Origin of the sequence: Formivibrio citricus (assembly GCF_900115065.1) — a bacterium.
GTDB lineage: Bacteria > Pseudomonadota > Gammaproteobacteria > Burkholderiales > Chitinibacteraceae > Formivibrio > Formivibrio citricus.
Window position 1 is genome coordinate 96154 of record NZ_FOVE01000001.1, and the last position, 13855, is coordinate 110008.

A 13855-nucleotide genomic window follows, 5' to 3' on the forward strand; every position below is an offset into this window, starting at 1 on the left:
CGTATCGTGTTCGGCAGCATTCTGGCGATTACCCTGGCGGTATCTGGTTTTGCCGTGCTGATTTCACGGACGCAAAAATCCTTGCTGAAGGCCCGGAATGATCTTGAAAGAATGGCATCGATCGACGACCTGACGCAGGTCATGACCCGGCGGGTGTTTTTCGAACACGCCGAGCGTGAATTTGCGCGTGCCAAGCGCCAAAACGAAGTGCTGTCCGTGCTGATGCTCGATATCGACAGTTTCAAGCATATCAACGATGTCTGCGGGCATGGCGTGGGCGATTTGGTGCTCTCCTCCTGCGCAGAAACCTGGGCAAAAGCCCTGCGCGGGCACGATTATCTAGGCCGCCTGGGGGGCGAAGAGTTCTGTGTGCTGCTGCCGGAGGCCGATGCGCAATCCGCTGTCGAGGTGGCCAATCGCTTGCGCAAATTGACCGAGGAGCTGGCGGTGTACAGTCAAAGCTGCTGCAAGCAAGTGACGGTCAGCATCGGTGTCGCATCCCTGACCGAACTGGATACCAACTGGCAAACGCTGCTCAATCGCGCCGATCAGGCGCTATACCGGGCCAAGAATGGCGGCAGAAACCGGGTTGAAACGTAATCCGTGTCATGACTGCAGGCCAGTTTCGTCCAAACAAATCCGGTTCCGTCCCGATGTTTTGGCTGCATATAGAGCCATATCGGCAGCCTTGACGAGTGAATCCGGTTCGATTCCTGTTTGTGCCTGCCGGGCCGCAACGCCAAGACTGATGCTGACGATCAGCCCGGCGCTGGATTCTTCATGGGGAATCTGCAGCGCGAGCACGGCTTCATGGAGCTTGTGTGCCATGAGGCTTGCGCCTTCGAGATCGGTGCCGGGCAGTAGGCAGCAAAACTCTTCGCCGCCGTAACGGGCCACGATGTCGGTTTTTCGTTGCATCTGGCCCTGCAGCGCATGGGCAACCTGTCGCAGGCAGTCGTCACCAGCAAGGTGGCCGTAGAAATCGTTGAATGCCTTGAAATGATCGAGATCGATCATGATGCAGGCAAGACTCGCGCCTTCGCGGCAGGCAGATACCCAAGCTGTTGCCAGATACTCTTCCAGGCGACGGCGATTGGCGCAGCCGGTCAACCCATCGGTATAGGATTGTTGCTCAAGAATCCCCTGAAATCGTGCCAGCTTGGCGTGGGTGCGTACCCGTGCGCGGATGATTGCCGGACTGAAGGGTTTGGTGATGTAGTCCACCGCGCCGATCCGAAGCCCTTCCAGTTCATCCTGTTCGTTGTTGCGGCTGGTGATGAAAAAGACGGGAATGTGGCTGGTTCGCTCGTCGGCCTTCAAGCGACGGCAGGTTTCATAACCGTTGATGCCGGGCATCATGATATCCAGCAGGATCAGATCGGGCTGATCGTCCGAGCTGGCGATGGCAATGGCTTTTTCGCCATTGGTGGCTGTTCGCAGGTCATAGCTGTCCTTGAGCAGTTCCACCAGGATGCGGATGTTGGCGGGCTCATCGTCAACGATCAGGATGGTTTGTCGCTGAGATCCCGTATCCATTGCGATTTCCTTATTCGAACTCTTTGGCCAGCCGCTCCAGAACGGACAAGGCGGCATCGAAATCAAAATCACGCAGATGGTTTTGCAGTAGCCGGAAATTATCGGATCGGGTGATATCAGGATACCGTGCGACCAATGTTTCCAGGTGGGCTTCGGCTTGCGGATCGTCGCGCCGGATCAGCGTAGCCAGATCATGCATGAGCCGGAGCAGAACGGCCGTATGCGCCGGTTCGGAGAGCGATGCGGTTTCCTGTTTGCTCAAAGGCGTTCTCAAGCTTTCGGCGCTTTCCAGTGTTTCCCTCAAGGCCGCGTCCAGATCATTCAACAATTCATTTTCCAGTATAAGACCGCTTCTGGCCTTGTCTTCGATCTTTGTGCACAAATCGAATACACGATGTGCGGCCAGGTTGCCGGCGATGCCTTTGATGGCATGGGCGAGTTCTTCCGTAGCCCCGTGTTTGCCTTCTGCCTGCAGCTTGCGCAACTCACCGGCAGCATGGGCGTAGCGACCGGTGAACTCCAGGATCAATTGCCGGTACAGGCCGCGTTTGCCGTTTAGCCGCATCAATCCCGATGCCAGGTCGAACCCCGGTAGCGTATCGGGCAAGGTCGCCGTGGAGTAAGCGCGGCGGCGTTCTTGCTGGTATGGCAGTACGCGGGATCGTGGCTGGATCCAGGTTGCCAGCAGGGTATGGAGCTTTTGCGGATCGATGGGTTTGCTGAGGTAGTCGCTCATGCCCGCTGCCAGGCATTCCTCACGAATTCCGTTCATCGCATGTGCGGTGAGCGCGATGATTGGAAGCTCGGGGAGCGCCTGCCGGATGCGGGCTGTGGCCTCATAGCCCCCCATTCCGGGCATCTGGATATCCATGAAGACAAGTTCGTAGGTCTGTTGCTTTGTGGCTTCGATGGCCTCCTGTCCGTTGTTGGCAATGTCCACTTGTAGGCCGGCTGCTTCCAGTAGCTCTGTGGCGATTTGCTGGTTCAGCGGGTTGTCTTCGGTCAGCAAAACACGAGCACCACGGATTTTTTCAAGCAATGCAGCGCTGGATTCGACCGGCGCGCTTGCCGTCGGCAAGGCCGACTCCATTCCCGAACTCAAACCAAAATGCGCGGTAAAGCTGAAGGTCGAGCCTTTGCCTGCCTGGCTTCGGACGGAAATTTCGCCCCCCATCATCTCTACCAGATGCCGGGTGATCGACAAGCCCAAGCCGGTGCCGCCGTATCGGCGGCTGATCGAGGTGTCAGCCTGGCTGAAGGGGGCAAAGATTCGGGATAGCTGGGTTTCATCCATGCCGATTCCCGTATCGCTGACCGTGAAGCGCAAGGTGCAGGACTGTGCGGTTTTTCCTTCGAGCGTTGTTTCGATCAGGATATTCCCGGAGTGGGTGAATTTGACGGCATTGTCGGCCAGATTGATGAGTGTCTGGCTTAACCTGAGCGGATCGCCAACCAGATTGAGCGGAACATCGGGAGCAATGGAGGAAACGATTTCCAGATTTTTTTCTTCGGCTTTCACGGCGACAAGCGAGGCGGTGTTGCCGATGATCTCTTTCAGGTCGAATACTGCCTTCTCCATGAAGAGCTTGCCGGCTTCGATCTTGGAGAAATCCAGAATGTCATTGACAACCTGCAGCAGGGATTGGGCCGATGTGTCGATCTTGGTCAGATAATCGTGCTGTTTCGCGGTGGTTTCGGTTTTAAGGCAGAGACCGGTGAAACCGATGATGGCATTCATCGGTGTGCGGATTTCGTGGCTCATGTTGGCCAGAAACTCGCTCTTGTGGCGGTTGGCGATTTCGGCCTGTTCCCGCGCCTGCGACAGTGCTTCGTTTTGCTCCATGATTTTTTTCAGGCTCAGACCCCGGTTGTGGTCGAAAGCCATTGCGATGAAAAAGATGATCAGGACCAGACCGCTGACGCAAAGGGTATTGAAAAAGGGGGTGTAGTCCGTGTTGTACCACACGGGAAACTCATAGCCGGATATCCTCGCCAAGCCGAATCCCAGGGCTACGCTGCAGCAGGTCAGGCACCATAGCAGGGTATCCCTGCCGTAGCCGAGCAGGAGGATGCCGGTGATCGGTGTCAGGGCGAACCACGGGAAGACCATCGAATAGATGCCGCCAGTGAAAAAAGCGCAGCCCGCAATGGAAACCAGGAAACAGCAGGCCAGATAAAGGTTGGCGCAAAGCCGGAAAGCGCCGTATTTGCTGAAAAAACGCAGAAGGGCAACCAGCAGGATGAAACAAGCGGATTGCAACCAGATGCCGACAGTAAAATCGATGGCCCAGGAAATCAGCAGGTAGGAAAAGGAAAAAACGGGTGTGATCAGGCCGATATAGACAAGCAGGCGATTCCTCGCCTGGGCGTGTTCGCTCTGCTCCGCGTCAAGCGGGGTAAGCCTGTCTACAAGGTGCTCGATACGCGTAAATGCTTGAGCCAGAATGGGGCGCATGAATCACCTGCAGCTGAGTGTGTCAGTGGTGCTGTTGCACTTCTGGTTCTTTTTCACGATACATCGTGAACAGGTTTTCGCTGCTTTCAACTCGATTGCGACCGTAACGTTTTGCTTGTAGCAGGGCATGATCTGCCGCTTCGGTCAGGCTGGCGGCGGTATCGAAGTTCGGCCAGGCTGCGACGCCGGCACTGAAAGAGGCGAACAGCGTGCCGCTCGGGTGTGCATGGGGCAGGATGGAGAAATCGTTGCGGATGCGGTCGATGACCTGCAGGGCTTGTTGTGGCGCGATCCCGGGCAGGGCGATCAGGAATTCTTCCCCGCCATAGCGGCCGATCAGATCGGTCGAACGCAGTCGTCCCTTGAGCAGCCACGCGAGACTACGGATTACCTGGTCGCCAACCGGATGCCCGTAGGTATCGTTGATCGATTTGAAATGGTCGATATCGATCATGGCTACGGTCAGCGAATCGGTCGGCTCGCACCTTTCCATCATCGATTTCAGCAACGATTTGGCTGCGGTGTGGTTCATCAGCCCGGTCAGGCCGTCGACGCGCGTTGAGCGTTGCATTTCGCGGAAGCGCTCGATCTTGGTTTTGACGACAGCAGTCAGCAGTACCGGGTTGAACGGTTTGCTCAGGAACTGGTCCCCTCCCAAACGCAGGGCTTCGACCTGCATGCCGATATCGGCTTCGCCGGAGAGATAGACGATGGGCAGCGATTTGTAGGCGGCCATCTGGCGCAGCACGCGGGTGGCTTCCACGCCGTTGAAGCGCGGCATGTGCATGTCCATGAGGATCAGATCCGGGCGGTAGGATTCGACTTCTTCAAGCAGCTTGCGCGGATCGAGGACGACCTGGCTGTCCAGATTGTGCTCGGCCAGCGTGCGCTGGATCAGGGTCGCGGCGACGCGGGAATCTTCGACGACCAGCACGCGGTATTTGTCCGGTTCGTGGTTCTGGACCAGATCCAGCACGCAACTGAGTACCGTCGAGGCGCCTTCTTCTTGCGGTAGCGTGACATCAAGCCCGGCGCGCATCAGCTCCACGATGGCTTCGATATCCGAAGGCGCGCCCAGATAGATCAACTGGCTGGCCGCGCAACGGGTGCGGACTTTGGCGATGTAAGCGTGTTCTGCTGCGCTGGTGGTGTCGGGGGCCGGGATGAAAATGACCGCAAGCGGCATGTCGTCGTCCGGTTTGGCCCCGCCCCAGGGCAAGGCCAGTGTCTTGAAACCGAAAAAGCCCATTTGCCGCGTCAGCGCATCGGCCATGGACTGCATTTCGGGTGCCACGATCAACCACACGGAACGCGGTTTGACCCATTCGGCGTCCGGTGTTTCCCGAGGGGCATCGTCTGCGCGGCGTTTTTGCAGTTTGGGTTGCGAATTGGCGATGGCCCCGGCCAGCGTATCGACCTGGCGTTGCAGGGCGGCAATGACTTGCTGGCCGAGAGGGTGCGAGGCCGGTGTGCCCAGATAGGTGAGGGCGGCTTTTTCCAGACCTTCGCAAATGCGAACCAGACCCGGCAAACGCATGCGGTTGAAATGTTCGGCGAGGCTGTTGATCGCGACCGTGAATTCGATGAACTGGTCGAATGTTCCGTCGGCAACGTAGCTTTCCCAGCGAGTGCGCAAAACATGGATGCGATTCTTGATCTCGTCACGGGCCGGCATGGACATTACCAATGCGTTGATGAGTGGTTTTTTATTATCACGGAATCCAATCCGGGGAACAATGCTTGCGATGAAGGTAAAGCGTGTTTTTTGTGCCAACGTCAACAGAACCTGGGAGCCTATGGGTAGAATGGGACTCTCTGCGGCAGACAAGGAGCAGCGACGGCGATGATGAAAGAATTCGAGGCGAATTCCTACCTGTTTGGCGGGAATGCGCCGTTCGTGGAGGAACTCTACGAGCAGTACCTGATCAATCCCAAATCCGTGGCCCCCGTCTGGCGCGAATATTTCGATTCGCTGCAACAGGCCACTTCGCAGATCGGGCGCGACATTCCGCGTGCGCCGGTCGAAGCCTCGTTCCGGGAACTCGCCAAGCAGCCGCGCCTGGCCACCCAGCGCAGCGAAACGCCGGAATCCACGCGCAAGCAGATCAGTCTGTTGCGCATGATCAATGCCTACCGGGCGCTGGGCTGCCGCCAGGCGACGCTCGATCCGTTGCGGCGCATGGACCAGACACGCATTCCCGAGCTCACCCCGGCTTTTCACGGTCTGAGCGATGCCGATGCCGCCGTGGTGTTCGGCACCAATATCACCAGCATGGAGCAGGCTTCGCTCGCCAAGGTCATGGCCTTTCTCAAGCAGACCTATTGCGGCAACATCGGCCTGGAATTCATGCACATCACGCATTCCGAGCAGCGGCGCTGGGTGCAGGACTGGTTCGAAGACCGCCGTTCCACGCCAGCCTTCCCGAAAGAAAAGAAGCTTCGCATCCTCAAGCAGGTTACTGCCGCCGAAACGCTGGAACAGTACCTGCACAAGAAATACGTCGGCCAGAAGCGCTTCTCGCTCGAAGGCGGCGATTCGCTGATCGCCGGCCTCGATTCGCTGATCCACGCTTCGGCGGCGCAGGGCTTGCAGGAAATCGTGATCGGCATGGCGCACCGGGGCCGGCTCAACGTGCTGGTCAATCTTCTGGGCAAACAGCCGCGCGACCTTTTCAGCGAGTTCGAGGGTAAAACCGACACCCGGTTGTCCGCCGGCGACGTGAAGTACCACATGGGCTTCTCGTCGGACATCGCGACCAGCCACGGCTCGATGCACCTGAGTCTTGCTTTCAACCCTTCGCATCTCGAAATCGTCAACCCGGTCGTGGAAGGCTCTACCCGCGCCCGCCAGCAGCGCCGCGGCGACCACGACGGCAGCGACGTGATGTCGGTGCTGATCCACGGCGATGCCGCCTTCATCGGGCTCGGCACCAACCAGGGCACGTTCAACCTCTCGCAGACGCGCGGCTACCGCACCGGCGGCACGCTGCATCTGGTGGTCAACAACCAGATCGGCTTCACGACTTCCGACCTGCGCGATGCGCGCTCCAGCATCTATTGCACCGACATTGCCAAGATGATCGAAGCGCCGATCTTCCACGTGAACGGCGACGATCCGGAAGCGCTGTGCCTCGTGTTGCAGGCCGCGCTGGAATACCGCATGAAGTTCCGCAAGGACGTGGTGATCGATCTGGTCTGCTTCCGCCGTCACGGGCACAACGAGGCCGACGATCCGTTCGTGACCCAGCCGATGATGTACAAGAAAATCGCCGCGCACCCCGGAGTGCGCAGCCGTTACGCCGAGCGGCTGGTGGCCGAAGGCGTGGTGACTGAGGCCGGCGCGAAGGCGATGATTGATGTCTACCGCGCCGCGCTGGATCGCGGCGAACATGTCGAACTGACCGCACTGAGTGGCTACCGGCGCAAGTTCTCGGCGAATTTCGACCGCTTCATTGGAGCGGACTGGCGGCATTCGGTCGAAACCGCCGTGCCGCAAACCGACCTGATCCGCCTTGCCGACAAGTTCACGCGCAACCCGGAAGGCTTCAAGCTGCGCAACGCAGTAGAGAAACTGCTGGTCGACCGCAGCGAAATGGTACGCGGCAACCTGCCGGTGGACTGGGGCATGGCCGAGCATCTGGCCTATGCCACGCTGCTCAAGGAAGGCTACGGTGTGCGGCTGTCCGGCGAGGATGCCGGGCGCGGCACGTTCAGCCACCGCCACGCCGTGCTGCACGACCAGAACCGCGAGAAATGGGACCAGGGCGCCTATGTGCCGCTGGAGCATCTCTCGGAAAAACAGGCGCACTTCATCGTCATCGACTCGATCCTCAACGAGGAGGCGGTGCTGGCCTACGAATACGGCTACGCCACCAGCGCGCCGGATGAGCTGGTGATCTGGGAGGCGCAGTTTGGCGACTTCGCCAACGGCGCGCAGGTCGTCATCGACCAGTTCATCGCCGCGGGCGAGGCCAAGTGGGGGCGCCTGTGCGGGCTCGTCATGCTCTTGCCGCACGGCTACGACGGGCAGGGGCCGGAGCACTCCTCGGCGCGCGTCGAGCGTTACCTGCAGCTTTGCGCCGAGCACAATATCCAGGTGGTGATGATGTCGGAGGCCGCGCAGATGTTCCACGTGCTGCGCCGCCAGATCCTGCGCCCGGTGCGCAAGCCGCTGGTGGTCATCATGTCCAAGCGCCTGCTGCGCTACAAGGATTCGATGAGCCCGATCGGGGATTTCGCCAGCGGCGGTTTCCGCCTGGTGATCGGCGACCCGGCCAAGCCCGATCCGGCTGGCGTGAAGCGGGTGATCCTCTGCGCCGGGCAGGTCTATTACGACTTGGCCAACGCGCGCAAGGAGCGCGGCAACGACGAAATCGCCATCGTGCGCCTCGAACAACTGTACCCCTTCCCCACGCCTGAACTGCAGGCGGAGCTGGCGCAATATGCCGGCGCGCAAGAAGTGATGTGGGTGCAGGAAGAACCGCACAACCAGGGCGCGTGGTTCCAGATTCGCCACCGGCTGGAGGAATGCCTGCTGCCGGGGCAAACGCTGCGTTACGCCGGCCGTCCGGATTCGGCCTCACCCGCCGTGGGCAGCATGGCCAAGCACAACGCGCAGCTCAAGGCGTTTCTGGATGAGGCGATGAGTGTTGATTTGGATAAGTGAGATTTGAGCCCGGATAACTTCATTTAGAGCCGAGCTTGCTCCTTCCCCCTCGCAGGGGGAAGGTCAGGATGGGGGTAGAGTCGTGGAATTTCACCATTTCTACCCTCTCCCTAGCCCTCCCCCTGCAAGGGGGAGGGGATAAAGAGCCCAATGAATAGTCCGGGTGGAAATGGCCGTCATACCGGCGAAGGCCGGTATCCAGCACCGATACTGATTGAATAAATTTTCGTTGTTCATGCAAAGCGTTGAATCCGGAATCCTGCGGCTGGATTCCGGTTCAAGCCCGGAATGACGAACAAAAAATGGAGCGAGACATGATCGTAGAAGTGAAAGTACCGCAGTTGCCTGAATCCGTAAGCGAAGCCACGCTGCTCGACTGGAAAAAACAGGTCGGCGAGGCGGTCGAGCGCGACGAGAACCTGATCGACATCGAAACCGACAAGGTGGTGCTGGAAGTCTGCGCGCCACAATCCGGCGTGCTGGTCGAGGTTGTGCACCAGCAGGGCGATACGGTGACGAGCCTCGATGTGATTGCCAGAATCGACGTGGCCGCTACGGCCAGCGCATCGCCGAAGCAAAGCGCAGAACAAAAGAGCGAAACCATCGCGATGCCGGCAGCAAAGAAACTGGCCGCCGAAACCGGCGTGAACCTGAATGAGGTGGCCGGCAGTGGGCGCGGCGGGCGCGTACTCAAGGAAGACGTCGCCGCGCATGCGGCCAAGCCGGCGGCGCCGGTTGCAGCTCCCATGCCGCAAACCGTGGCCGGCGACCGCCCTGAACAGCGCGTGCCGATGAGCCGTTTGCGCCAGCGCGTGGCCGAACGCCTGATCCAGTCGCAAGCCGAAAACGCCATCCTCACCACCTTCAACGAAGTGAACATGCAGCCGGTGATGGACCTGCGCAACAAGTACAAGGACAAATTCGAGAAAGACCACGGCGTGCGCCTCGGCTTCATGTCCTTCTTCGTCAAGGCCGTGGTGCAGGCGCTGCGCAAGTATCCGGTGGTCAACGCCTCGATCGACGGCAGCGACATCGTCTACCACGGCTACTACGACATCGGCGTCGCGGTCGGCAGCCCGCGCGGGCTGGTGGTGCCGATCATCCGCAATGCCGATCTGTTGAGCCTGGCGGATATCGAGCGCCAGATCGCCGACTTCGGCAAGCGCGCGCAGGACGGCCGCCTGACCGTCGAAGAATTGACTGGCGGCACCTACACCATCTCCAACGGCGGCCCCTATGGCTCGCTGATGTCCACCCCGATCATCAACCCCCCGCAAGCCGCCATCCTCGGCATGCACGCGATCAAGGACCGCCCCATCGTCGAAGACGGCCAGATCGTCGCCCGCCCCATGATGTACCTCGCGCAATCCTACGACCACCGCCTGATCGATGGCCGCGAAGCAGTGTTGAGCCTGGTAGCGATCAAGGAAGCCATCGAAGACCCGACGCGGCTGTTGCTGGACGTCTGACCCAACCCCCTCTCCCTTCCAAGGAGAGGGCCGGGGTGAGGGTGAATTGTTTCAGTGATATTTGGTAATCAAAATTTGTGATTGATTCTGTTCTGGAGAAAAGCATGAAAACTTGGCGCGGAATGAGTTTGGGGCTGTTGCTGGCTGGTGGGCTGCTGGCGCAGGGGGCTTGGGCGGGGGAGTGGATTGCCGATGCCAAGGGGTGCAAGGTTTGGAGTGATTACCCTTTGAAAAAAGGAACGACAATTTCTTTATGGCCGGGTAATTGTGATAAAGGCATTGCATCTGGAGAGGGAAGCTTGCAGTGGTTTGAGAATGGTGTTCCAGATGGGAAGTATGAGGGGAAAATTGTTGATGGTAAATTTGATGGAAAAGGTGTTTTTTATTTCCCAAGTGGCGGACGTTATGAAGGTGATTTCGTAAAGGGTAAACGCACAGGTAAGGGTGTGTATGTTTTTGAAAGTGGTAGCCGTTATGAAGGTGATTTTGTTGATGGGTATTTCCATGGAAAAGGTGTTTTTACATCGAAAGATGGCGATCGCTATGAAGGGAATTTTATAAAGGACAAAAAAACTGGTAAAGGCATTTACACTTTTGCAAGTGGCAGCCACTACGAAGGTGATTTTGTAGACGGGGAGTTCCATGGAAAAGGTATCTATACATGGAAAAATGGTGGACGCTACGAAGGTGATTTCGTAAAAGGGAAGTTTACAGGTAAAGGTATTTTTGTTTCTACAAATGGTAATCGCTATGAAGGTGATTTTGTGGATGAGATTTTTCATGGGAAAGGTATTTTTACATGGAAAGATGGCAATCGCTACGAAGGTGATTTTGTAAATGGTAAGCGCACCGGGAAAGGTATTTATACTGCCGTAAGTGGCATGCGTTATGAGGGTAATTTTGTAGATGGAAGGTTCGCAGGTAATGGTACTTCTACTTGGAAAAACGGAATTACCTATACTGGTGAGTTTATTGATGGTAAGCGGACTGGATTTGGTACGTTACGTGTGCCGCATGGCGCCTATGTTGGAAAGGAACGATCGAATAAAGGCAAGTGGAAAATGGAAGAGGGGTTCTCTTACTTTGAAGAAAGAGGCATATTTAAAAACAACGCATTTATCATGGCATGTGAAAATAAAAATGCTTGTGAAGATATGGTGCGCGAGCCTTATCGTGCGGAATTCCGTAATGCAGCTAGTAGTAGTGAGCTGAATGGCTTTATCGAGAAATACAAAGATAACGACCCGGATGGTCTGGTGCCACAGGCACGTAAGAAAATTCCAGCGGCTCAGAAGTACGAACGGGAGCAAGAGCGCCTTGCTGCAATCAAGCGTGCAAAAGAAGAGCGCGAGGCATATCGAACTGCGTTCAAGAATGCTTCAAGCAGCAGTGATCTGTCGGCATTTGTAGAGCGCTACAAAAACAATGATCCTGAAAAGTTGGTGCCGAAAGCGCGTCAGAAAATATCAGCCGCACAGAAACGGGAGCGCGATCAGAGTGCCAAACAAGAAAGAGAATATGCCGCCAGATTGGCGCAGGAATGTGGGCGTTTGTACCCGGGTAAATTGGTATCCTGGACAGCTAAAATGTGTGAAGGCCGTGTATTGGGCCTTTTTGGTGGTGGATGTTATGACGAGAAATTTCAAGGGATAATCGTAGGTGGAGGTAAAGGTATTGCGACAGCAAAAATTACCAAGCCTTCTCATAAAAGTGGTGAGTATTCGGAAAGGTCTTGTTCCGATTTTAATTGACCTAATTTGAATGCGGCGAGCTGAAGTGGGCCGGAAAAGCGAAGCGCCTTTCGACGTATGTTTGATTTTTAGTTGTTGCTACTATATGTCGGAAGGCGCTCTTTCCGAGCTTTTCCGATCCGCTTGGCCAATCCAACCCCCTCTCCCTTCCAGGGAGAGGGCTGGGGTGAGGGTGAATGGCTTGATTCTTTGCTGAATTATTCAGAATTCACCCCCACCCTAACCCTCCCCCTGAAATGGGGAGGGAACAATGTTCCGAAAGTGTTTCCGAGTTCACAGGAAAAACCATGCCTCAAAATTTCGATGTTCTGGTCATCGGCGCCGGCCCCGGCGGTTATGTGGCGGCGATCCGCGCTGCGCAATTGGGCTTCAAGGTTGCCTGTGTGGATGAATTCAAGAATCCAGCCGGTCAGCCGAGTCTGGGCGGGACTTGCCTCAACGTCGGCTGCATTCCTTCCAAGGCGCTGCTTGAATCTTCGGAAAACTTTGCGCGTGCGGCGCACGGGTTCGCGGCGCATGGTATTGCCGTGGACGGGCTGCGTTTCGATGCCGGGCAGATGCAGGCGCGCAAGAACGAGATCGTAACCAAGCTCACGCAAGGCATCGCGTTTCTCTTCAAGAAGAACAAGATAACCAGCCTGCATGGCCATGGCCGGATGCTGGGGCGGGAAGGGGAGGTGTGGCAGGTCGAGGTCAATTGCGACGAAGCCCGCGAAGTGGCCGCCGCCCGGCATGTGATTCTGGCGACGGGCTCAAAGCCGCGCATGCTGCCCGGCGTGGAGATCGACAACGTTCGGGTGCTGGACAATGCCGGCGCGCTGGCGCTCGATGCTGTCCCTGCGCGGCTCGGCGTGATCGGCGCGGGAGTGATCGGGTTGGAGCTGGGTTCGGTCTGGCGGCGGCTGGGTGCGGAGGTGACCTTGCTCGAAGCCATGCCGGCTTTCCTGCCCGCAGCCGATCAGGCGGTGGCGCGTGAGGCGCTGCGGCTATTTACCCGCGATCATGGGCTGAAAATCCAGACCGGGGTCGAAATCCAGTCGGTCAAGGCCGGGCAGGAAGAGGTAATTGTGCACTGGAAAAGTGCGAAGGACGGGGAACAGACCGCAACCTTTGATAAACTACTGGTTTGCGTAGGCCGCGCGCCGAACGTGGAAGGGCTGCTGGCCGATGGCGTGGCGCTTCAGCGTGACGAGCGCGGCTTTGTTGTGGTCGATGAAACGGGCCGCACCAGCCTGCCCGATGTGTGGGCGATAGGCGATGTGACACCGGGGCCGATGCTCGCGCACCGGGCCAGCGAAGAAGGCGTGGCGGTGGCCGAACGCATCGCCGGCCAAAAGCCGCACGTGGATTTCAGTTGCATTCCTTGGGTGATGTACACCAGCCCGGAAATTGCCTGGGTCGGCAAGACCGAACAGCAGTTGCAGGCCGAAGGCGTGGACTACAAAAAGGGGCAATTCCCCTTTGCCGCCAATGGTCGTGCGCTGGCGCTGGGCGAATCCGCCGGATTCGTGAAGATGCTGGCCTGTGCCAAAACCGACCGGATTCTGGGCGTGCATGCCATCGGGCCGATGGCGAGCGAATTGATTGCCGAAGCGGTGGTGGCGATGGAGTTCAAGGCTTCGAGTGAGGACATCGCGCGCATCGTTCATGCGCATCCGTCGCTCTCTGAGGCGCTGCATGAGGCTGCGCTGGGTTGCGACAAGCGCGGGCTGCATTCTTGAGCTTTGTACAAAACGGTTTAACCACAGAAGCACAGAGTACACAGAGAAAATCAGGTTGTTGCGCATAGTGTACTCGGCGTCAGACCTGATGATTTGATTGGGTTTTTGTTCCCTCCCCCTTGCAGGGGGAGGGCTAGGGTGGGGGTAGAAAAGATGGAATTCCATGACGCTACCCCCATCCTGACCTTCCCCCTGCAAGGGGGAAGGAACCAGCCCGGTGCCAATGCATTTCCGGGGTGAATTTCTCCCCATCTCAG

General features: G+C 57.7%; 8 protein-coding genes. 5 read left to right on the forward strand and 3 right to left on the reverse strand.

Going from position 1 to position 13855, the window contains the following annotated elements; genetic code table 11:
- Positions 1-6 precede the first annotated feature (6 nt).
- Positions 7-600 (forward strand): GGDEF domain-containing protein, encoded by a 594-nt coding sequence (locus tag BMZ36_RS00415; RefSeq protein ID WP_091189555.1) that lies wholly within the window; start codon positions 7-9, stop codon positions 598-600.
- 6 nt (positions 601-606) lie between these two features.
- On the opposite strand, the gene BMZ36_RS00420 is transcribed toward BMZ36_RS00415, so the two are convergent.
- The 3 genes from BMZ36_RS00420 to BMZ36_RS00430 are packed head-to-tail and all read right to left on the reverse strand — an operon-like array spanning position 607 to position 5672.
- A complete protein-coding gene (locus tag BMZ36_RS00420) occupies positions 607-1536 on the reverse strand; it encodes a diguanylate cyclase (protein ID WP_091189558.1) in 930 nt (309 codons plus the stop codon).
- Between the two features lie 10 nt (positions 1537-1546).
- Positions 1547-3991: a hybrid sensor histidine kinase/response regulator gene (locus BMZ36_RS00425; protein ID WP_091189561.1), complete on the reverse strand. Its 2445-nt coding sequence runs from the start codon at positions 3989-3991 to the stop codon at positions 1547-1549.
- A 22-nt stretch (positions 3992-4013) separates the two neighbouring features.
- Entirely contained in the window at positions 4014-5672 is a 1659-nt protein-coding gene (locus BMZ36_RS00430) for a GGDEF domain-containing response regulator (protein ID WP_177187709.1), read from the reverse strand.
- Between the two features lie 162 nt (positions 5673-5834).
- On the opposite strand from BMZ36_RS00430, the gene BMZ36_RS00435 reads away from it, so the two are divergent.
- From BMZ36_RS00435 to lpdA, 4 genes are all read left to right on the forward strand, one after another.
- Positions 5835-8657: a 2-oxoglutarate dehydrogenase E1 component gene (locus BMZ36_RS00435; protein ID WP_091189564.1), complete on the forward strand. Its 2823-nt coding sequence runs from the start codon at positions 5835-5837 to the stop codon at positions 8655-8657.
- 314 nt (positions 8658-8971) lie between these two features.
- Positions 8972-10126, forward strand: a complete 1155-nt coding sequence (gene odhB / locus BMZ36_RS00440; RefSeq protein WP_091189968.1) for a 2-oxoglutarate dehydrogenase complex dihydrolipoyllysine-residue succinyltransferase — start codon at positions 8972-8974, stop codon at positions 10124-10126.
- 104 nt (positions 10127-10230) lie between these two features.
- Complete coding sequence (locus tag BMZ36_RS00445) at positions 10231-11877, forward strand: hypothetical protein (protein WP_091189568.1); 1647 nt, start codon at positions 10231-10233, stop codon at positions 11875-11877.
- A gap of 287 nt (positions 11878-12164) precedes the next feature.
- Complete coding sequence (lpdA, locus tag BMZ36_RS00450; protein WP_091189571.1) at positions 12165-13598, forward strand: dihydrolipoyl dehydrogenase; 1434 nt, start codon at positions 12165-12167, stop codon at positions 13596-13598.
- The last annotated feature ends 257 nt before the right edge of the window (positions 13599-13855 follow it).